General features: G+C 69.2%; 19 protein-coding genes and 1 tRNA gene. 15 read left to right on the top strand and 5 right to left on the bottom strand.

Features of this window, described 5'->3' with window-relative positions:
• Positions 1 to 2 precede the first annotated feature (2 nt).
• Both OG329_RS28270 and OG329_RS28265 read left to right on the top strand, forming a co-directional pair.
• Positions 3 to 1,157, top strand: coding sequence for an acyl-CoA dehydrogenase family protein (locus OG329_RS28270; RefSeq protein ID WP_405799148.1), 1,155 nt, complete (start codon positions 3 to 5; stop codon positions 1,155 to 1,157).
• 78 nt (positions 1,158 to 1,235) lie between these two features.
• Positions 1,236 to 1,904 carry a DNA alkylation repair protein gene (locus OG329_RS28265; protein ID WP_405802065.1) on the top strand — a complete coding sequence of 223 codons (669 nt, stop codon included), beginning with the start codon at positions 1,236 to 1,238 and terminating at the stop codon, positions 1,902 to 1,904.
• Positions 1,905 to 2,055: 151 nt separating this feature from the next.
• On the opposite strand, the gene OG329_RS28260 is transcribed toward OG329_RS28265, so the two are convergent.
• Positions 2,056 to 2,433, bottom strand: coding sequence for a hypothetical protein (locus tag OG329_RS28260; RefSeq protein ID WP_405799146.1), 378 nt, complete (start codon positions 2,431 to 2,433; stop codon positions 2,056 to 2,058).
• Positions 2,434 to 2,954: 521 nt separating this feature from the next.
• Between OG329_RS28260 and OG329_RS28255 the strand changes: the two genes are divergently transcribed.
• Entirely contained in the window at positions 2,955 to 4,322 is a 1,368-nt protein-coding gene (locus OG329_RS28255; protein ID WP_405799144.1) for a sporulation protein, read from the top strand.
• Positions 4,323 to 4,328: 6 nt separating this feature from the next.
• Here the strand turns inward: OG329_RS28255 and OG329_RS28250 are convergent, their stop codons facing one another.
• Together OG329_RS28250 and OG329_RS28245 are read right to left on the bottom strand one after the other, a co-directional pair.
• A complete protein-coding gene (locus OG329_RS28250; protein WP_405799142.1) occupies positions 4,329 to 5,231 on the bottom strand; it encodes a phosphotransferase enzyme family protein in 903 nt (300 codons plus the stop codon).
• 149 nt (positions 5,232 to 5,380) lie between these two features.
• The gene (locus OG329_RS28245; protein ID WP_405799141.1) at positions 5,381 to 5,734 is read right to left on the bottom strand and encodes a VOC family protein; all 354 of its coding nucleotides are present in this window, start codon (positions 5,732 to 5,734) and stop codon (positions 5,381 to 5,383) included.
• Between the two features lie 157 nt (positions 5,735 to 5,891).
• Here OG329_RS28245 and OG329_RS28240 point away from each other — a divergent pair, with 157 nt between their 5' ends.
• Positions 5,892 to 6,917, top strand: coding sequence for an ABC transporter substrate-binding protein (locus OG329_RS28240; protein WP_405799140.1), 1,026 nt, complete (start codon positions 5,892 to 5,894; stop codon positions 6,915 to 6,917).
• 9 nt (positions 6,918 to 6,926) lie between these two features.
• Here OG329_RS28240 and OG329_RS28235 read toward each other — a convergent pair whose 3' ends face one another.
• Entirely contained in the window at positions 6,927 to 7,610 is a 684-nt protein-coding gene (locus OG329_RS28235) for a lysophospholipid acyltransferase family protein (protein WP_405799138.1), read from the bottom strand.
• Between the two features lie 126 nt (positions 7,611 to 7,736).
• Here OG329_RS28235 and OG329_RS28230 point away from each other — a divergent pair, with 126 nt between their 5' ends.
• From OG329_RS28230 to glmS, 3 genes are all read left to right on the top strand, one after another.
• Complete coding sequence (locus OG329_RS28230) at positions 7,737 to 8,666, top strand: DUF4429 domain-containing protein (protein WP_405799136.1); 930 nt, start codon at positions 7,737 to 7,739, stop codon at positions 8,664 to 8,666.
• A gap of 88 nt (positions 8,667 to 8,754) precedes the next feature.
• The gene (locus OG329_RS28225; RefSeq protein ID WP_405799135.1) at positions 8,755 to 9,039 is read left to right on the top strand and encodes a hypothetical protein; all 285 of its coding nucleotides are present in this window, start codon (positions 8,755 to 8,757) and stop codon (positions 9,037 to 9,039) included.
• Positions 9,040 to 9,081: 42 nt separating this feature from the next.
• On the top strand, positions 9,082 to 10,911 hold the full coding sequence (gene glmS, locus OG329_RS28220; protein ID WP_405799133.1) for a glutamine--fructose-6-phosphate transaminase (isomerizing): 1,830 nt from the start codon (positions 9,082 to 9,084) through the stop codon (positions 10,909 to 10,911).
• A 17-nt stretch (positions 10,912 to 10,928) separates the two neighbouring features.
• On the opposite strand, the gene OG329_RS28215 is transcribed toward glmS, so the two are convergent.
• Positions 10,929 to 11,450, bottom strand: coding sequence for a universal stress protein (locus tag OG329_RS28215; RefSeq protein ID WP_405799132.1), 522 nt, complete (start codon positions 11,448 to 11,450; stop codon positions 10,929 to 10,931).
• A gap of 376 nt (positions 11,451 to 11,826) precedes the next feature.
• Here OG329_RS28215 and OG329_RS28210 point away from each other — a divergent pair, with 376 nt between their 5' ends.
• The 8 genes from OG329_RS28210 to OG329_RS28175 all read left to right on the top strand — a co-directional run bounded on the left by OG329_RS28210 (position 11,827) and on the right by OG329_RS28175 (position 19,723).
• Positions 11,827 to 12,192 (top strand): hypothetical protein, encoded by a 366-nt coding sequence (locus tag OG329_RS28210; protein WP_405799130.1) that lies wholly within the window; start codon positions 11,827 to 11,829, stop codon positions 12,190 to 12,192.
• 404 nt (positions 12,193 to 12,596) lie between these two features.
• Positions 12,597 to 13,817 (top strand): GlxA family transcriptional regulator, encoded by a 1,221-nt coding sequence (locus tag OG329_RS28205; protein ID WP_405799128.1) that lies wholly within the window; start codon positions 12,597 to 12,599, stop codon positions 13,815 to 13,817.
• Positions 13,818 to 13,827: 10 nt separating this feature from the next.
• A complete protein-coding gene (gene orn / locus OG329_RS28200) occupies positions 13,828 to 14,421 on the top strand; it encodes an oligoribonuclease (protein WP_405799126.1) in 594 nt (197 codons plus the stop codon).
• A gap of 122 nt (positions 14,422 to 14,543) precedes the next feature.
• Positions 14,544 to 14,616 (top strand) — tRNA-His (locus OG329_RS28195).
• A gap of 378 nt (positions 14,617 to 14,994) precedes the next feature.
• A complete protein-coding gene (locus tag OG329_RS28190) occupies positions 14,995 to 16,338 on the top strand; it encodes an ABC transporter substrate-binding protein (protein ID WP_405799125.1) in 1,344 nt (447 codons plus the stop codon).
• Positions 16,339 to 16,379: 41 nt separating this feature from the next.
• On the top strand, positions 16,380 to 17,381 hold the full coding sequence (locus tag OG329_RS28185; RefSeq protein ID WP_405802064.1) for a carbohydrate ABC transporter permease: 1,002 nt from the start codon (positions 16,380 to 16,382) through the stop codon (positions 17,379 to 17,381).
• Positions 17,378 to 18,217: a carbohydrate ABC transporter permease gene (locus OG329_RS28180; protein WP_405799123.1), complete on the top strand. Its 840-nt coding sequence runs from the start codon at positions 17,378 to 17,380 to the stop codon at positions 18,215 to 18,217. Before OG329_RS28185 ends, OG329_RS28180 begins: the two co-directional genes overlap by 4 nt.
• A gap of 87 nt (positions 18,218 to 18,304) precedes the next feature.
• Entirely contained in the window at positions 18,305 to 19,723 is a 1,419-nt protein-coding gene (locus OG329_RS28175; RefSeq protein WP_405799121.1) for a glycoside hydrolase family 1 protein, read from the top strand.
• The last annotated feature ends 7 nt before the right edge of the window (positions 19,724 to 19,730 follow it).

Below are 19,730 nucleotides of genomic sequence, written 5' to 3'. Positions count from 1 at the left end.
CCATGTCCCTGGACCACCGGCTCTCACCGGAGCACGACGAACTGCGCCGTACCGTCGAGGCGTTCGCACAGGACGTCGTCGCGCCCAAGATCGGCGACTTCTACGAGCGGCACGAGTTCCCGTACGAGATCGTGCGCGAGATGGGCCGCATGGGTCTGTTCGGCCTGCCCTTCCCGGAGGAGTACGGCGGCATGGGCGGCGACTACATGGCGCTCGGCATCGCCCTGGAGGAGCTGGCCCGCGTCGACTCCTCCGTGGCCATCACCCTCGAGGCGGGCGTCTCCCTGGGTGCGATGCCGCTGTACCTCTTCGGTACCGAGGAGCAGAAGCGCCAGTGGCTGCCGCGGCTGTGCTCCGGTGAGGTCCTGGGCGCGTTCGGCCTGACCGAGCCGGAGGCCGGCTCGGACGCGGGCGGCACGCGCACCACGGCCGTACGGGACGGCGACGAGTGGGTCATCAACGGCTCGAAGTGCTTCATCACCAACTCGGGCACGGACATCACCGCCCTGGTCACGGTCACGGCGGTGACCGGCCGCAAGGAGGACGGCAGGCCGGAGATCTCCTCGATCATCGTCCCGTCCGGCACCCGGGGCTTCACGGTCGCGGCCCCGTACTCGAAGGTCGGCTGGAACGCGTCGGACACTCGCGAACTGTCCTTCTCCGACGTCCGGGTGCCCCTGGCGAACCTGGTCGGCACGGAGGGCCGGGGGTACGCCCAGTTCCTGCGCATCCTGGACGAGGGCCGCATCGCGATCTCCGCGCTGGCGACGGGTCTGGCGCAGGGCTGCGTGGACGAGTCGGTGAGGTACGCGAAGGAGCGCCACGCCTTCGGACGCCCGATCGGCGCGAACCAGGCCATCCAGTTCAAGATCGCCGACATGGAGATGCGGGCCCACATGGCCCGCCTCGGCTGGCGCGACGCGGCCTCCCGGCTGGTCCACGGCGAGCAGTTCAAGAAGCAGGCCGCGCTGGCGAAGCTCTACTCCTCGACGGTGGCGGTGGACAACGCCCGCGAGGCCACCCAGATCCACGGCGGCTACGGCTTCATGAACGAGTACCCGGTGGCCAGGATGTGGCGCGACTCCAAGATCCTTGAGATCGGCGAGGGCACGAGCGAGGTCCAGCGGATGCTGATCGCGAGGGAGCTGGGGCTGTAGGGCGTCGTACGCTGCGTCCCGTACGCACGCGACGGACAGGAGGCCGAGGTGGCGGAGACGACGACGCCCGCCGAAGCGATGGCCCAGGCGATGGCCGCAGTGATGGCGGAGCTGGCGGACCTCGAGGACCCGAGGGCTCGCGAGGTGAACGAGAGACACGGTGACGACCACGGTGTGAACCTCGGCAAGCTGCGCGCGCTCGCGAAGCGCCTGAAGACGCAGCAGGAACTCGCGTGCCGGCTCTGGCAGACGGACGACACCGCGGCGAGACTGCTGGCGATCCTGATCTGCCGCCCGAAGGCGTTCGGGCGCGAGGAACTGGACACCATGGTGCGCGAGGCACGCGCGCCCAAGGTGCACGACTGGCTCGTGAACTACGTGGTGAAGAAGAACCCGCACACCGAGGAGCTGCGCCTGGCCTGGTCCGCCGATCCGGATCCGGTGGTCGCCAGTGCCGGCTGGGCGCTGACCTCCGAACGCGTGAAGAAGAAGCCCGACGGCCTCGACCTCGCCGCACTGGTCGACGTCATCGAGGCGCAGATGAAGGATGCCCCGGATCGCTTGCAGTGGGCGATGAACACCTGCCTGGCCCAGATCGGCATCGAGCACGCCGAGTACCGCACCCGTGCGATCGACGTCGGTGAGCGCCTGGAGGTCCTGAAGGACTACCCGACTCCCCCGGGCTGCACGTCTCCGTTCGCGCCCGTGTGGATCACCGAGATGGTGCGCCGACAGCGGGACACGTAGGAAGGTCCGCGCTCGGGTCACCGCTCCCTCAGAGCGCGGCACCCGACACAGGCCGGCCATGAGGGGCCTCACGTCACCTACGGCCGGAGAGCACGCCGCACCACCCCGGTCACCTCCGGACTCGGGGTGGTCCGGTGGTGCTTGGGCGGGGCTACAGATGAGAGCCGGACCGGTCTGCCGCGTGGGTGGGGCGTGTGTGGTGGGGCTCGTCCTGATGGCCCTCGCCCACAGGTTCGTCGTCGTCCGGTGGTGTGAGACGTGCCCCTCTGCTTTCGGCCACGCGTAGTGCGTCGCGCAGGGCCTCGCACAGTCGCGTGCTGAGGAAGCGCAACTCACGGGAACGGGTGCTGACCTTGTTCTCCAGAAGCATCGCCGCTGCGTGGACGAGCAGGGTGTCGCCTGTCTGGAGCTGGACCTCTTCCATGTCGTCGGCCAGCGTGGACAGATAGCTTTGGCCGTCGCTGGTGATGAGGTAGGAACGTTGTCCGTCTTCGCCCGGCCACGGGAGAAGACGTGCTTGTGTGCTCATCTCGGCACCGCCATCCCGTGTACGGCGCACCGCAGTCCCGCTTGGCAGCGGCATTCGTGTCGTTCGAGCCGTCGCTCCTGCGCCAGGACATACGACCTGGGCGACCGGACATCGTCGTAGCGCATCATGGGCCAGATATACGGGTCGCGTACGCGAGGCAGTGCCATCGTCGGTTCGTCCACCGGACGGCCGGCAGGGGCTGTACCTGCTGCACGGTGGTGGCCGGGCGGTGGCAGTAACAGGCTGATCAGCCGCTCGTGAACCCTGCCGATGCGATTGCGCATATGGACCTGCTTTCACCGATCGAGCCATGCCCTGAGATGCCCTCACGCATCGCCGAGGCTTCTTGTCTCGACAGTCAACGAGATTGCTTGAACGGGTGGCAGCGTTCACAAGGGGGTTCGTTTGCACACCGGGGGTTCGCGTCGTTCCGGCCGGAGGGTTCACGATGAACCCCCTTTCAGCGAGAAGTCCTGTGACAGAATGAACACTTGGCGTGATATCGGAGGTGCCACCAGGGCGTGAGCAAAGACCCGAACCATCAGTTGGCCGCTGTCATGACAGAGGCCGGAGCCTCAAACAAGGGGCTGGCCAAGAGAGTTCGCGAAGTGGCTCAGCGGCACGGCGACCGCTTGGGTACCACGCATGTCGCTGTTCAGCGGTGGTTGGACGGTGGCGGTATTCAGCGGCAGACCGCCGGATATGCGGCCGAAGCGCTGGGCGACAAACTGCGGCGGACAATCACGCCGAAGGATCTGGGTTTCCCGGATACGACGCGAGTGTCCGTAGGCGCCATCCGTTACGCGGGTTCGCCGGCCGAGACGCTGAGCATCTTGGAAACCCTCACGCACCAGCGTCCGGAGGACGGACCGGGTGACGAACCCCCATTGCCCGACAGCGATGTGCACTCGGCCGCCCTGTCGTGGCTCGTCTCGCGCCCGGACGGCCTACCCGTGGATTCGTGCGCCTCGCGCCGAGTCGGTATGCGTGACGTCGCCGCGATCCGTACCGCGGCCGGATTCTTCATGCAGCTTGATTTCCAGTTCGGCGGTGGCCACGCGCACAAGGCATTCCGCCACTACTTCCGCGAAGACGTACTGCCTTTGTTGAGTGGCAGTTACAGCGCCAGAGTCGGGGAAGCCCTTTTCCAAGCGGCATCGGAGATGGCCCAACTCCTCGCGTGGAGCGCCTACGACAGCGGCAACCACGCCTTGTTCGACCGCTACCTGATGTCGACGCTGCGTCTCACTCAGATCATCGGCGACCGGGTGATGGGCTCGCGCATCCTGACGAACATGAGCCACCAGGCCAATTACTACGGCCAGCCACCTCGGGCCGTCACGCTCGCCCGTGCCTCTGTCGAAGGCGGACGAGCCACCGCAACACCACGCGCCTTGGCCTTGTTCTCCGCACATGAGGCGCGCGCACTCGCCACCTCGGGGGATCACAAAGGTGCCGGCCGCGCGATGAACGAGGCGGAGCGGTTCTTCGAGCGCGCCGACAGTGCCGAGGACCCCGAGTGGCTGTCGTACATGGACGAGGCCGAGTTGACCGGCGAGTTCTGCCACTGCTTCCGGGATCTCGGCCGGGGGCCCGACGCCGTCCGGTTCGCCGAACGCGCAGTCGAGCTGACCGCCCCCGAGTACGCCCGCACACTGGGCTTCTGCCGCATGGTTCTCGCCCAGAGCCAGCTACTCAACGGCGACCTTGAGGCCGCCGTGACAACCGCCCGCCTCGCTGTCGAAGCAGGCGACGCCCTTCAGTCCGCCCGCTTTCAGCGGTACGTGGACGACTTCCAGCGGGCAGTCTCGGTCCACGCACACAACCCTGTCGTCCAGCACTTCAACAACGACGTACAAGCCACGATGCGACGACTGGACGACGAATAGGCGGGATCAGCCCGGGTTCCAGTCGCGTGGTGCGTCCTCGTCGCGCAGCGAGGCGATACGACGGGCGTACTCCGCCGCTGTCTCGGGACTCTGCGAGACGTTCTGCATCAACCACGTCGTCATGTTGAACTCCTGCAACGACCGCAGGGTGGCAAACCCCGCCCACGAGCGCAGATCCCGCCCGTACGCACCGACGAACGCGCCGTACTCCTGCCGGGTCTGCCAACCCAGGCTGTGATGCTCCGTGGCCGTCACCATCAGATCCCACTCAGGATGGTCGTAACTGAACCTCTCCAGATCGATCAGGATCACCCGACCAGCACGGTCCACCATGAGGTTCTGTACGTGAGCGTCCCCGTGCACAGGCCCCTTCGGCGACCCGAAACACAACTCCTCCACCCGGCCGCGGAGTTCACGCGCCCGCTTACGCAGGAACGCGCGATCGTCCGCCGGAATCGCGGCCGCCGCGCCGATACGCCGATCCGTCCGATCCAGCACCGGATACGGGAGGAGACTCAAGGAAGCGGGCAGCCTGAGCGAGTGGAGATCGCGGAGGATCGCCCCCAACTCGCCGTACGACGCCTTCCGGCCCTCCTCCTCGATCAGATGCCAGAACGTCACCGGATGACCATCGACCACCACGGGCTGCTCCAGATCATCCACAACCCGCACCGCTGGGAAGCCCTCACGAGCCAGCCAGCGAGACACAGCCACCTCACCCCGCGCGGAATCCAGATACTCGGTCGACCGAGCGATCCGAACCACCACCGGACGCGCGCCCAGACGGAACAGAGCGTTCTCCCCGAGGCGGATCAGGCGGGCGCCATCACCATCGAGCCCCGCTCGCCGGCATGCCTCAGCCGCCACCCGCGTCGCCACAGCCGAAGTGAACACTTCTCGCGGCGGCATGTCCCTATCAGCTCCCCTCGGATACCGCCGACGTGCCGCACAGTCCTCCCCGGAGAGCGGCCGGCGACAGTCGTCATCGCGACGGTACCCACACGCGATGTACGCAGGCGAGACCAGTGGGTGGCGCGGATCGTCATACAGAGAGCCGTTCAGCGGTGCTCCAGCACGTTCACGACCCGCCCGTTGGGGTCACGGACGAAGAAGCGGCGGACGCCCCATTCCTCGTCGCGCAGCGGGTGGACGATCTCCGCGCCGCTGGCGAGCATCGCGGCGTACGCCGCGTCCACGTCGTCCACCTGGACGCTGGTGTCAGGGACCACCGGCCCCGTCGCGTCGTGGGTCAGGAAGCTGACCTGGGCGCCGGGGGTGGTCGGTGAAGCGAGGGTCATGATCCAGCCCTGATTCATGACCTCCTCGAAGCCCAGCAGGCCGTAGAACTCCCGGCTCCGCTCCAGCCCTTCGGGCTGTACGTGGATGTTGGGTACGACGCGGCGAACGGACATCGCTGACTCCTGCGCGGGACGAGGTGGTGGAGTGTCGTGCCACTCTGCCGCATCCGTCCGGACACCGCCTCACGGACCGAAGGCAAGGAAGGTTAGGCTAACCTTCCCAAACATGCCCATCGGCCGGTCTCCGGCTCGTACGAAAGCGGACATCCACATGCCCAGCGCCCTCAATTCGCCCCTCAGCCGTCGCGGTGTGCTCGCCGCCACCGGTGCCGTCGGTCTCGGAGTCGCGCTCGCCGCCTGCGGGAACGGCGACGACTCGGGTACGGACGCGGGCGGCGACGCGAAGGCGGGCCCCTGGTCCTTCGAGGACGACCGCGGCGAGACCGCCGAGGCCGACAGCGTCCCGAAGAACATCGTCGCCTTCACCGGCACCGCCGCCGCGCTCCACGACTACGGGATCCAGGTCAAGGGTGTCTTCGGGCCGACCACCACCAAGGGCGGCGAGCCGGACATCCAGGCGGGCGATCTCGATGTCACCAAGGTCGAGATACTGGGCAATGTCTGGGGCGAGTTCAACGTCGAGAAGTACGCGGCGCTCGCCCCGGACCTGCTCGTCACCACCCAGTGGGTCGAGGGCGAACTCTGGTACGTCCCCGAGCAGTCCGAGGACAAGATCCTCAAGCTGGCCCCGAGTGTGGCGCTCCTGGCGGCGGAGACCACCGTCCCCAAGGCGATCCAGCGCCACGCGGACCTTGCCGAGTCCCTGGGCGCGGACCTGAAGGCCAAGAAGGTGACCGACGCCAAGGCCAGGTTCGAGAAGGCGGCCGGCCGGCTGCGGGCCGCCGCGAAGTCCAAGCCGGAGATCAGGGTGCTGATCGGCTCGGCCAGCCAGGACCTGTTCTACGTCTCCCTCGCGAAGATGTCGGCCGACACCCTCTACCTCCAGGAACTCGGGGTGAAGTTCGTCGAGCCGAAGGTCAACGCACAGGGCTTCTTCGAGGAGTTGAGCTGGGAGAACATCGACACGTACCCGGCCGACATCATCATGATGGACAACCGCTCCTCCGCCCTCCAGCCCGAGGCCCTGGCGTCGAAGCCGACCTGGGCGCGGCTGCCCGCCGTCAAGGCGGGACAGGTCGTTCCCCGTGTCACCGAGCCCATCTACTCGTACGACAAGTGCGCGCCGATCCTGGAAGACCTCGCCGCGGCCGTCGAGAAGGCCCGCAAGGTCGCCTGACCCCTGCCCTCAGCGGGTCGCTCGCGCCGGCACGGCCGGGACGGCGGCCTGCCCGGCGAGACGGCCGGCGGCGGTGCGCCACGCGGCGGTGACCGCGCGGTGGGCCTGCGCGGTGGCGTCCTGCCGGTCACCCGTCAGCCGCACCGGGGCGCCGATGTGGACGTACAGATCCGGGCGGCGCAGGGGCGCGGTGGCCAGGCCCGCCAACTGCCGCGCGGCGCCGCCCGAGGTGACGCGCCGGGCCCCCGCCTGCCCGAGGGGCACGACCGGGGCGCCGGTGGCGGCGGCGAGGCGGGCGAGACCGCTGCGGAAGGGGCGTGGCGGCAGCTCGGCGGAGCCCGAACCCTCCGGTATGCCGCCTTCGCCGTAGATGAGGACCAGCCGGCCACGCGCCAGCGCCTCGGCGGCGGAGTCGAGGCAGGCGGCGGCTCCGGGGGCGCCGCGGCGTACGGGGATGTGCCCGCCCCGGGTGAGCGCGCGCCCGAGGAACGGAACGCGCCACAGTCCGGCCGCCGCCATCACGACCGGCTCGACGCCCAGTTGACGCAGCGCGGCGAGCACGATCGCCGGATCGCTGAGGGAGGTGTGATTCGCGGCGATGATGCTCCCGGGCGCGGGCTCCCCACCCCCGTCCAGCGTGAGGGTGAGACGGCCGAAGACCGGCACCAGTGCGGAAGCGGTGCGGCTGAGCATGTGGGGCCTCCGGTGCTCCGGGCGACGACGGGCGGTGTCCCTCATGGTCACCGGCAGCACCGGCGGCGGCGTGAGTACGCGTACTCACGCCGCCCGGACGCAAGTACGGGATGGAAGAATCGGCGCATGGCGGAAATCATCCAGAAGGACGGCACCTGGACCTTCGACGGCGGCACGGTGCGCATCGTGCCCGGCAGGGACAAGCGGGTGAGTCTGCTGCGCAAGTCACTCGGCGAAGTCGCCGTACCGCTCGGGGCGTTGGCGGGCATCACCTTCGAGCAGGGCCGCAAGTCCGGGCGGCTCAGGCTGCGGCTGCGCGACGGCGCCGACCCGCTGTCGCGCGTCGCCGGGAGCAAGCTGAACGACGGCTCCGACCCGTACCGGCTCACCGTGGAGAACGACCGCGCGGGCGTCGCCGAGTACTTCGTGGACGAGGTGCGCAACTCCCTGCTGCTGGACGAGATCGACTCGGGTCCCACCGAGCGCTATCTGCTGCCCGGCCCCTCCCTGCCGATCACGATGAGCGCGGGCGACGGGACGGCCACCTTCGACGGCGATCAGGTCCGGCTGGAGTGGAACTGGAAGACCGAGGAGTCCAAGTCCTCGCGCGGCACCACCACCCTCGCTCTCGGCGATGTGGAGGCCGTGGAGTGGCGGCCGAGCGCCGGGATGGAGAACGGCTTCCTGCGCTTCCGGGTGGGCCGGGGCAATTCCCCGGCGCCCAAGTACGACCCGCACGCCGTGGAGCTGTACGGCTTCCGCAAGGACCCCCTGATGGCGCTGGTGGCCGCCGCCGTGGTCGCCCGGCTGCCGCACCCCAACGCCCACGCCCCCGAGCCCACCCTCCTCGCCAAAACGTCCGAGCCCGCCGACGCCGTCCCCACACATGCGAACGCGCCCGCACCGGCGCCCGCCCCCACGCCCTCCCCGGCGAGTGGTGACGATCATGACGCCCTGCTGCGCAGGCTGCGTGAACTGGGCGAGCTGCACCAGGCCGGGATCCTGACGGCGGAGGAGTTCACCACCGCCAAGCAGGCCGTACTCAAACGCCTCTGAGCAGCATCCCGCAAGAGATCATGACCACCCCTGCCCGAAATCGGGCACAATTCTTGCAAACCACTGCACCCACCCGCAGTATCGACGGGTGCTCGAACGCCGTTCACCCTCGTCCCACGACGACCTTGTCGACCATCTCGTACGCAGCACCGCGCTCCCGCGCGGCGAGGCGGCCCGGGTGGTCCTGGACGTCCTGGCGTACTTCGACGAGACAACCGACGAGTTCGTCCGGCGCAGACACCGCGAGCTCCAGGCCGGTGGCGGCGCCACCAACCCGGAGATCTTCGAGCGGATCGCGGCCGAACTGCCGCACCGCGCGGTCGCGCCGCCGGAGCTGTCCCTCAGGCAGCTCCGGCGCATCGTCTACGGCTGAGCACACCACTGAACGCGGATCGGCGGAGGGACAGAGACTGATATGTGCGGGATCGTCGGTTACATCGGAAGGCGTGACGTCGCTCCACTGCTGCTGGAGGGCTTGCAGCGGCTTGAGTACCGGGGGTACGACTCCGCGGGGCTGGTCATCAGCGGCAAGGCGACCGCGGGCAAGCCCGCGGCCCTGCGGATGGTCAAGGCCAAGGGCCGCGTTCGTGAGCTGGAGTCCCGCGTCCCCAAGCGCTTCGCCGGCACCACGGGTATCGCCCACACCCGCTGGGCCACCCACGGCGCCCCGAGCGACGAGAACGCGCACCCGCACCTGGACCCGGAGAACAAGGTCGCCCTCGTCCACAACGGCATCATCGACAACGCCACCGAGCTGCGCGTGAAGCTGGAGGCAGACGGTGTCGTGTTCCTCTCCGAGACCGACACCGAGGTCCTGACCCATCTCATCGCGCGCTCGCGGGCCGAGACGCTGGAGGAGAAGGTCCGCCAGTCGCTGAAGCTGGTGGAGGGCACGTACGGCATCGCGGTGCTGCACGCCGACTTCGCGGACCGTATCGTCGTCGCCCGCAACGGCTCGCCCGTCGTCCTGGGCATCGGCGAGAAGGAGATGTTCGTCGCCTCCGACGTCGCCGCGCTGGTCTCCCACACCCGCCAGGTCGTCACGCTGGACGACGGCGAGATGGCCACCATCAAGGCCGACGACTTCCGTACGTACACCACCGAGGGCTCGCGCACCTCGGCCACGCCGACCACCGTGGAGTGGGAGGCCGAGTCGTACGACATGGGTGGCCACGACACGTACATGCACAAGGAGATCTCCGAGCAGGCGGACGCCGTGGACCGGGTGCTGCGCGGCCGGATCGACGACCGGTTCTCGACCGTGCATCTGGGCGGGCTGAATCTGGACGCGCGCGAGGCGCGCGGGGTGCGGCGCATCAAGATCCTCGGCTGTGGCACCTCGTACCACGCGGGTCTCATCGGCGCCGGGCTGATCGAGTCGCTGGCGCGGATCCCGGCGGATGCCGAGCCCGCGTCCGAATTCCGTTACCGCAACCCGGTCGTGGACCCCGACACGCTCTACATCGCCGTGTCGCAGTCGGGCGAGACGTACGACGTCCTGGCGGCCGTGCAGGAGCTCAAGCGCAAGGGCGCCCGGGTGCTCGGCGTCGTGAACGTCGTCGGCTCGGCGATCGCGCGGGAGACGGACGGCGGCGTGTACGTGCACGCGGGCCCCGAGGTCTGTGTCGTCTCCACGAAGTGCTTCACCAACACGGTGGTGTCCTTCGCGCTGCTGGCGCTGCATCTGGGCCGGATCCGCGATCTGTCGGTCGCGGACGGCAAGCGGATCATCGCGGGGCTGCGCGGGCTGCCCGCCCAGATCGAGGAGATTCTTCGGTCCGAGCCCGAGATCGAGAAGGTGGCGCAGGAGTACGCGGACGCGAAGTCGATGATGTTCATCGGCCGGGTACGCGGCTATCCGGTGGCACTTGAGGCATCGCTGAAGCTCAAGGAGATCTCGTACATCCACGCCGAGGCGTATCCGGCGTCCGAGCTGAAGCACGGGCCGCTCGCGCTCATCGAGCCGGCGCTGCCCACGGTGGCGATCGTGCCGGACGACGACCTGCTGGAGAAGAACCGCGCGGCGCTGGAGGAGATCAAGGCGCGCAGCGGCCGGATCCTGGCGGTCGCGCACCAGGAGCAGCCGAAGGCCGACCAGACGATCGTGGTGCCGAAGAACGAGCCGGAGCTGGACCCGATCCTGATGGGAATCCCGCTCCAACTGCTCGCCTATCACACGGCGTTGGCGCTGGGCCGGGACATCGACAAGCCGCGCAACCTCGCGAAGTCCGTGACGGTCGAGTAGCTACGAGGGCGGGGCGGCTACGGGATGACCACGACGGGCCGTTGGGCCCGTCGTGCCAGGCGCCCCGCCACCGTGCCGAAGATGCGTCCGACGATGCCGTGCGTGGAGCCGACGACGATCGCGTCGGCGGAGTACTCCTGCCCGACCTCTTCGAGTTCGTGGCAGATGTCGCCGCCGCGCTCGACGAGGATCCACGGCACCTCGGCGAGATAGTCGGCGCAGGCCAGTTCGAGCCCGAGGACCTCGGTGCGGTGGTCGGGGACGTCCACGAAGACGGGGGGCTCGCAGCCCGCCCAGACGGTGGTGGGCAGGCGGTTGGCCACATGCACGATGATCAGGGCCGATCCGAGTCTGCGGGCCATTCCGATGGCGTAGGCGAGCGCGCGCTCGCTGGAGGTCGAGCCGTCGAAGCCGACCACCACTCCGTGCCGGAAGGCGGGGTCGCAGGACTGGCGTGTGTCTTCCGCCGCTTGCAGGTCCGACGCGGGGTCGGTCAACTGCTCGCGGTCAGCGGGTTCGGGGATTTCGTGACCGGCCATCGATGTCTCGGCGAGGGAGGTCCTTGTGTGAAGGAGCGACAATTGACGGGGCGACGGGGCTGTGTCTGGCAATCAGTCTGGGAATCATCTTCCCAACCCCTTACCCGCAAGGGTACGGCGACACTCCTCTTCTGCCCAGGCACCGCCGCCGCGTACGCGGCGTCCTTGGGGAGCATGCCCGAGCCCGTCGGGGATCGCAACGCCGGATGGCACGTACACCGGGACTGGCACGGGGACGGGCACAGGGACATCGGGGGCGGGCCACCCGGGGGGTGGTAAGTGACCGGACGGCCGGACGCCTCGTTGATCATGGGTCCCCCGTGGTCGGCGCGGTCACTCCGGTCACCACGGCCGCCCCCGTCACCAGGGAGCTCACGTGTCCGTACGACCGCACCACCACGCCTCCCCCTCGGGACCGGACTCCGCGTCACCCGCATCACCCGCGCCGGCCACGTCCACCGCGTCGACCGCGTCGGCCACGTCCACCGCGTCGGCGGCCTCCGCCGACTCCGTGAGCGATGTGGTTCGCTGGGCCGCGTTCAGTTGTCTGCTCGTGCCGGTGGTGCTCGTCGTTTTCGGCACGTCTGTCGGCGGAGCCGCCGTACCCGCGCTCGGACTTCTCGCGGTGACGGCGGTCTGCCGGCTGCTGCTGCGGCGTTCGGAGCGGTCCGTCCGGGCGCTGCGTACGGCGGGTAACACCAAGGCCCAGGGGGCGCGTCGGGGCGCACGTGCACATGACTGAAGTGCGCCGGGAGACTGACGCTTCCCGGCCCGCACACCCGTAAGTTTTCAGCCAACTTCACCCCTGCGACCGATCCTTGGCGAAATGGCCTGTCAACCCCCTTGCCACCAGGGCAGAGAGGTCCTTTCCGGCCGCGAAGGGCCTACGGGGACGGGCCATGCGCGTGAGGCGTACTTCCCTGTGGGCCCTGTGAGTGGAACGCTTCGTGATCGAATGCTTCGCGCCAAGTTGCCTTGTCGACATAGCGCCGGATACCGAACTTGTCACGCCGGCACCACGGGACACAGTAGATTCGATCATGAGTATCGAAGAGTGGGGTCCCGTGCAAAACCGAGGGGAATCGTGCAGGAGCGAAAGACCCGACACGAACGGGGAGACGCGAACACCGAGGGGGGCTTAGCGCCATGAGCCAGGACTCCATTGCCGCACCGGAGTCAGTACGGAAGCTTTCCGGCCGCCGCCGCCGGGAAGTCGTCGCCGTGCTGCTGTTCAGTGGTGGGCCCATCTTCGAGAGCTCCATCCCGCTCTCCGTGTTCGGCATCGACCGCCAGGATGCCGGGGTCCCGCGATACCGGCTGCTCGTATGCGGTGGGGAGGAAGGTCCGCTGCGCACCACCGGCGGGCTCGAACTCACCACGCCGTACGGCCTGGAGGCGATCGGCAGAGCGGGCACGGTCGTCGTCCCGGCCTGGCGGTCGATCACCTCGCCGCCACCGCCCGAAGCGCTGGACGCGCTGCGCCGCGCGCACGAGGAAGGCGCCCGGATCGTCGGACTGTGCACCGGCGCGTTCGTGCTCGCCGCGGCCGGCCTGCTGGACGGCCGCCCGGCGACCACGCACTGGATGTACGCGCCGACGCTCGCCAAGCGGTATCCGTCCGTCCATGTCGATCCGCGTGAACTGTTCGTGGACGACGGCGATGTGCTCACCTCCGCGGGCACGGCGGCCGGAATCGATCTGTGCCTGCACATAGTGCGTACGGATCACGGGACCGAGGCCGCCGGGGCACTGGCGCGCAGACTCGTCGTCCCGCCGCGGCGCAGTGGCGGTCAGGAGCGCTATCTCGACAGGTCTTTACCAGAGGAGATCGGCTCCGACCCGCTCGCCGAGGTCGTGGCCTGGGCGCTGGAGCATCTGCACGAGCAGTTCGACGTGGAGACTCTGGCCGCCCGCGCCTATATGAGCCGCAGGACGTTCGACCGCCGCTTCCGCTCGCTCACCGGCAGCGCGCCGTTGCAGTGGCTGATCACGCAGCGCGTGCTCCAGGCGCAGCGGCTGCTGGAGACCTCCGACTACTCGGTGGACGAGGTCGCGGGCCGCTGCGGCTTCCGCTCGCCGGTGGCGCTGCGCGGGCACTTCCGCCGCCAGCTCGGCTCGTCCCCCGCCGCGTACCGGGCCGCCTACCGGGCCCGCCGTCCGCACGGGGACCAGCTCGGTCCGGGGACGGTCGAACAGGTCGTACCGCCGCAGGTGTCCGTGCAGGCCCGGCGGACGGCGGCGGCCACCGCCCCGTCCGGTTCCGCGACGGCCTCTTCGACGGTGCCGGAGCAGGTCAAGTCCTACTCGGAGGCTTTCGCCTCCGGTCAGGGCCGCCCGAGCCTGCCCGGTCAGCGGAGCGCACCGTAGGGTAAGGCGTATGAACGATCGAATGGTGTGGATCGACTGCGAGATGACCGGGCTCTCGCTGACGGAGGACGCACTCATCGAGGTGGCCGCGCTGGTCACCGACTCGGAGCTGAACGTGCTCGGCGAGGGGGTCGACATCGTCGTGCGTCCTCCGGACGCGGCGCTGGAGACGATGCCCGAGGTGGTGCGGCAGATGCACACCGCCTCGGGCCTCCTCGACGAGCTGGCCGGCGGTACGACCCTGGCCGACGCCGAGGAGCGGGTCCTGGCGTACGTACGCGAGCATGTCAAGGAGCCGGGCAGGGCGCCGCTGTGCGGCAACACGGTCGGCACCGACCGCGGCTTCCTGCTGCGGGACATGCCGGAGCTGGAGGGCTACCTCCACTACCGGATCGTCGATGTCTCCTCGGTCAAGGAGCTTGCGCGCCGCTGGTACCCGCGCGCGTACTTCAACAGCCCGGAGAAGGGCGGCAACCACCGGGCGCTGGCCGACATCCGTGAGTCCATCGCGGAGCTGCGCTACTACCGTGAGGCGGTCTTCGTGCCGCAGCCCGGCCCGGACTCGGACACGGCGAAGGCGATCGCGGCGAAGCACGTGCTGTGAGGCGTACGGGCCGCGGGGCCCCTCGGCGCCCGGCACAGGCCCGGAATAACTCGGGCGCGAGCACCCTCGCGGACCCTGTACACTTTTTCTCGGCCGGTCGGGCACGGAATTGACCGGGCATGGTGGGTATAGCTCAGCTGGTAGAGCACCTGGTTGTGGTCCAGGATGTCGCGGGTTCAAGTCCCGTTACTCACCCTGAATGATCAAGGCCGGACCTGGGAAAACAGGTCCGGCCTTCGTCATGCGTTCCGGCTTCGCCGGGGGACGGTGGCGGCTACTTGACGTACCGGTAGCGCCAGGTGCCGCAGATCCCCGGTGCGAGCACGTGGGGTCGACGAGCTTGTCAGTCGTACGTGAAGGTGCCGTCGTCCCCACGTCCACGCCCGGAGGCGTGATCTTCACCCCGTAGCGGCATCCCGGCCCCGAACCGGCGGACCGGATGCCCGGCTGTCGCCGCCCTTCCGAAGGTCGCGGGCGGCCGTGCCGCCCGGTCCCTTGACTCCTCTCATGCGAGCGGGGACGCTCGACCCGTTCCATGGGAGCGCTCCCATATCTGTCCGGGGAAAGGACGTCATGCGCACACATTCCCGCACGTCCCGTCGACTGGTGGGGCTCGTGGCCGTCGTCGTGTTCGGGGCCGGGTCGGTGGGCGGTTGTGCCGAGGATCCGGCCGAACCCTCCGTCGGATCCGTCGGTGGGGCGAGCGGCGGGGGTGGGGGCGGCGGTGGGACGACGCTCACCGTGGGGGTCTTCGGGGCGTTCGGTCTCAAGGAGGCCGGGCTCTACGACGAGTACATGAAGCGCAACAAGGACGTCGTCATCAAGCAGACCTCCATCGAGCGCAACGAGAACTACTACCCGCAGCTCCTCACCCATCTGGCCAGCGGCAGCGGGCTCGCCGACATCCAGGCCGTCGAGGTCAACAACATCGCCGAGGTCACCGCCACCCAGTCGGGCAGGCTCATGGACCTGGGCCGGACCGAGGGCGTGCGCAAGGACAGCTTCCTGCCCTGGAAGTGGTCACAGGCCACCACCGCCCACGGGAAGACCGTCGGCCTGGGCACGGACATCGGACCGCAGGGGATCTGCTACCGCAGGGACCTCTTCGCCAAGGCCGGGCTGCCCACCGACCGTACGGCCGTGGGAAAGCTGTGGGCGGGCGACTGGCGCGCGTATCTGGCGGCGGGGAAGCGGTACAAGGCGCGGGCGCCCAGGGGGACGGTCTTCGTCGACTCGGCGGCCGGGGTCATGGCGGCGATCACCGGCGGGAACGAGAAACGCTTCTACGACGCGGACGGCAAGGTCGTCTACAAGACCAACCCGGCCGTACGGCAAGCCTGGGACACCGCCGCCGAGTTCGCCCGCGAGGGGCTGACCGGCAGGCTCCAGCAGTTCACGCCCGCGTGGGACCAGGGCTTCGCCAACGCGACGTTCGCCACCGTCTCCTGTCCGGCCTGGATGCTCGGCTACATCCAGGACAAGGCGGGTGAGGCGGGCCGGGGCAAGTGGGACGTGGCGGCGGCGCCCCGGCCGAGCAACTGGGGCGGCTCGTTCCTGACCGTGCCGCAGGCCGGGCGGAACAAGGCCGCCGCGGCCAGGCTCGTCGCCTGGCTGACCGCGCCCGAGCAGCAGGCGAAGCTGTTCGAGAGGCGCGGCAGCTTTCCGAGTGCGCAGGCCGCGTACGACCTGCCGGCCGTATCCGGCGCGCGGCACGCCTACTTCGGCAACGCGCCGATGGGCCGGATCTTCGCGGGCGCCGCACAGGGCGTACCGGTCCAGATCGTGGGTCCGAAGGACCTGATCATCGCCCAGAACCTCGCGGACATCGGCATGCTCCAGGTCGACCAGAAGGGCCGGTCGTCGAAGCAGGGCTGGGACGCGGCGGTCAAGGCGATCGACAACGCCCTTGACCGGTGAGCGACATGGCAGACGTGGCAGGCGTGGCAGACGTGCCAGGCGTGGCGGGCGACACCACCACGGTGGCGCCCTCCGGGTGGGAGGAGGGCACGGCGCGGCTTCCGGAGCCGACCGGCGGGCCGGCCACGCGCCCGCCACGGCGGAGCCGGTTGCATCGCTGGGACACCCGGTGGAGCCCGTACGCCTTCGTCGCCCCGTTCTTCCTCTTCTTCGCCGTCTTCGGCCTCTTCCCGCTGCTCTACACCGGCTGGGCCTCGCTGCACCGGGTCGAACTCACCGCGCCCGACCGCATGGAGTGGGTGGGGCCGCGCAACTTCTCGCGGCTGCTGGGGGACGAATTCTTCTGGAACGCCCTGACGAACACCGTGACCATCGGACTGCTGTCGACCGTCCCGCAGTTGCTGATCGCGCTGGGCGTCGCGCATCTGCTCAACTACCGGCTGCGCGGCTCGATGTTCTTCCGGGTTGCCGTGCTCACGCCGTACGCCACGAGTGTCGCGGCGGCCACGCTGGTGTTCGTCCTTCTCTTCGGCCGTGACCACGGAATGATCAACTGGGGTCTGGGGCTGGCCGGTCTGGACGCGGTCGACTGGCAGAACGGTACGTGGACGTCCCAGCTCGCGGTCTCCACCATCGTCGTATGGCGGTGGACGGGCTACAACGCGCTGATCTATCTGGCGGCGATGCAGTCGATCCCCCACGAGCTGTACGAGTCGGCGGCGCTCGACGGGGCCTCGCCGCTCCAGCAGTTCCGGCATGTGACCGTCCCGTCCCTGCGGCCCACGATCCTGTTCACCTGTGTCGTCTCGACGATCGGCGCGACCCAACTCTTCGGTGAGCCGCTGCTGTTCAACGGCGGCGCGGGCGCGACCGGCGGCGCCGACCACCAGTTCCAGACGCTGGGGCTCTATCTGTACGAGCAGGGCTGGGTGAATCTGCATCTCGGCCGGGCCTCGGCGATCGCCTGGGCGATGTTCCTGATCCTGCTGATCATCGGCGCGGTGAACTGGCTGATCGCCCGCCGGCTACGGAGGAGTTCATGATGCCGGGCGTGACTCCGGGGCGCCGCGCCGGGTGGATCACCTACGCCGTCCTGACCCTGTTCGCCGCCGGCTCGCTGTTCCCCCTCGTCTGGACCGCGATCGCGGCGTCCCGCAACACCACCCGGCTGGCACAGACTCCGCCGCCCTTCTGGTTCGGCCGCAACCTCGTCCGCAATCTCCGTATCGCCTGGACCGACGCCAACATGGGTACGGCGCTGTTCAACACGCTCCTGGTGGCCGGGACCGTGGCCGCCGGGACGGTGCTGTTCTCGACGCTCGCGGGCTTCGCCTTCGCCAAGCTCCGCTTCCGGTTCAAGAATCTGCTTCTGCTGCTGGTGATCGGCACGATGATGGTGCCGCCGCAGCTCGGGGTCGTACCCCTGTACATGCTGATCGCCGAGCTGTCGTGGACCGACCGGCTCCAGTCGGTCGTCCTGCCCACGCTGGTCAGCGCGTTCGGGGTGTTCTTCATGCGGCAGTATCTGCTTCAGGCGCTGCCGACCGAGCTGGTCGAGGCGGCGCGGGTGGACGGCGCGAGCAGTTGGCGGGTCGTGTGGCACGTCGTCTTCCCGGCGGCGCGGCCCGCGATGGCGGTGCTGGGCATGCTGACCTTCGTACTGGCCTGGAACGACTTCTTCTGGCCGATCATCGCGCTCACCCAGAACGGCAACCCGACCGTGCAGGTCGCGCTCACGGGTCTGGGCCGTGGCTACATTCCCGACCAGTCGGTGATCATGGCCGGTGCGCTGCTCGGTACGCTGCCGCTGCTGCTGGCCTTCGTGATCTTCGGCAAGCATATTGTCGGTGGCATCATGACTGGTGCGGTCAAGGGCTGACCGCCCGTTTCTCCCGGTCCGCCGAACCGCGACCGATCCCGTTCCGCGACCGACCCGCCCGCCCACTCCCCGACCCGGAGCGCACCCATGTCCCTCAGCTTTCCGTCCGACTTCATATGGGGCACCGCCACCGCCGCCTATCAGATCGAGGGCGGCGCGCGGGAGATCGGCCGTACCCCGTCGATCTGGGACACCTTCAGCCACACGCCCGGCAAGGTCGAGAACGGCGACACGGGTGACACCGCCGCCGACCACATCCACCGCCGGGCCGAGGACGTGCGGCTCATGGCGGACCTCGGGGTGAACGCGTACCGCTTCTCGGTCTCCTGGTCGCGTGTGCAGCCCATCGGGCGCGGCCCGGCCGTACAGCGCGGTCTCGACTTCTACCGCAAGCTCGTCGACGACCTGCTGGAGCGCGGCATACGGCCCGTGCTGACCCTCTACCACTGGGATCTGCCGCACGATCTGGAGACGGCGGGCGGCTGGCCGGTGCGTGAGACGGCGTTCCGGTTCGCGGAGTACGCGCGGATCCTCGGTGACGCGCTCGGTGACCGGGTCGACCGGTGGGTGACGCTCAACGAGCCCTGGTGCAGCGCGTTTCTGGGGTACGCCTCCGGGGTGCACGCGCCCGGCCGTACGGATCCGGTGCTCGCGCTACGGGCCGCGCACCATCTCAACCTCGGTCATGGGCTGGCCGCCCAGGCGCTGCGGACGGTGCTGCCCCGGCGGGCGCAGATCACCGTGTGCCACAACGCGGCGGCGGTACGGGCCCGTTCGCAGTCGCCGGAGGACCTGGACGCGCGGCGCCGTATCGACGCGCTGGCCAACCGGATCTTCACCGGGCCGATGCTGTCGGGCGCGTATCCCGAGGATCTGTTCAAGGACACCGCGCGGATCACCGACTGGTCCTTCGTGAAGGCCGACGACGCGGCGACGATCCATCAACCGCTGGACTGGCTGGGCGTCAACTACTACACCCCGCACCTGGTTTCGGCCGCGACGGGCACCGGGGCGGACGCGTCGCGCCGTGACAGCCGCACGCGAGGCGCGGGCGAGAAGTCCCCCTGGCCCGGCGCGGATTCGGTGACGTTCCATCAGCCGCCGGGCGAGGTAACCGAGATGGGCTGGTCGGTCGATCCGACCGGGCTGTACGACGTGCTGATGCGCTACACGCGCGAGGCGCCCGAGGTACCGCTGGTGATCACCGAGAACGGCGCGGCGTACGACGACAAGCCGGACGCGCAGGGCGCGGTCCACGACCCGGACCGGATCCGCTTCCTGCACGGGCATCTGTCGGCGGTGCACCGGGCGATGGCCGACGGGGCGGATGTACGTGGCTACTTCCTCTGGTCGCTGCTGGACAACTTCGAGTGGGAGCGGGGGTACGGGAAGCGGTTCGGGGCGGTGCACGTCGACTACGGGACGCAGGTACGCACCCCGAAGTCGAGCGCCCGCTGGTACGCACGCCTGACGGAGACGGGGATCCTGCCGGACGCGGCGGTGTAGACCCTGT

The organism is Streptomyces sp. NBC_01506 (assembly GCF_045040295.1).
GTDB lineage: Bacteria > Actinomycetota > Actinomycetes > Streptomycetales > Streptomycetaceae > Streptomyces.
The sequence above is the reverse complement of the archived record's forward strand: the minus strand, read 5'-3'. Positions and strand labels throughout refer to the sequence as shown.

Bases quoted from the DNA above. Each gene is read 5' to 3' on its own strand.
- OG329_RS28180 (WP_405799123.1), top strand. From the start codon at position 17,378: ATGATGCCGGGCGTGACTCCGGGGCGCCGCGCCGGGTGGATCACCTAC.
- orn (WP_405799126.1), top strand. From the start codon at position 13,828: ATGAACGATCGAATGGTGTGGATCGACTGCGAGATGACCGGGCTCTCG.
- OG329_RS28265 (WP_405802065.1), top strand. From the start codon at position 1,236: ATGGCCCAGGCGATGGCCGCAGTGATGGCGGAGCTGGCGGACCTCGAG.
- OG329_RS28230 (WP_405799136.1), top strand. From the start codon at position 7,737: ATGGCGGAAATCATCCAGAAGGACGGCACCTGGACCTTCGACGGCGGC.
- OG329_RS28175 (WP_405799121.1), top strand. From the start codon at position 18,305: ATGTCCCTCAGCTTTCCGTCCGACTTCATATGGGGCACCGCCACCGCC.
- OG329_RS28245 (WP_405799141.1), bottom strand. From the start codon at position 5,734: ATGTCCGTTCGCCGCGTCGTACCCAACATCCACGTACAGCCCGAAGGG.
- OG329_RS28250 (WP_405799142.1), bottom strand. From the start codon at position 5,231: ATGCCGCCGCGAGAAGTGTTCACTTCGGCTGTGGCGACGCGGGTGGCG.
- OG329_RS28190 (WP_405799125.1), top strand. From the start codon at position 14,995: ATGCGCACACATTCCCGCACGTCCCGTCGACTGGTGGGGCTCGTGGCC.
- glmS (WP_405799133.1), top strand. From the start codon at position 9,082: ATGTGCGGGATCGTCGGTTACATCGGAAGGCGTGACGTCGCTCCACTG.
- OG329_RS28270 (WP_405799148.1), top strand. From the start codon at position 3: ATGTCCCTGGACCACCGGCTCTCACCGGAGCACGACGAACTGCGCCGT.
- OG329_RS28205 (WP_405799128.1), top strand. From the start codon at position 12,597: ATGAGCCAGGACTCCATTGCCGCACCGGAGTCAGTACGGAAGCTTTCC.
- OG329_RS28260 (WP_405799146.1), bottom strand. From the start codon at position 2,433: ATGAGCACACAAGCACGTCTTCTCCCGTGGCCGGGCGAAGACGGACAA.
- OG329_RS28215 (WP_405799132.1), bottom strand. From the start codon at position 11,450: ATGGCCGGTCACGAAATCCCCGAACCCGCTGACCGCGAGCAGTTGACC.
- OG329_RS28235 (WP_405799138.1), bottom strand. From the start codon at position 7,610: ATGCTCAGCCGCACCGCTTCCGCACTGGTGCCGGTCTTCGGCCGTCTC.
- OG329_RS28240 (WP_405799140.1), top strand. From the start codon at position 5,892: ATGCCCAGCGCCCTCAATTCGCCCCTCAGCCGTCGCGGTGTGCTCGCC.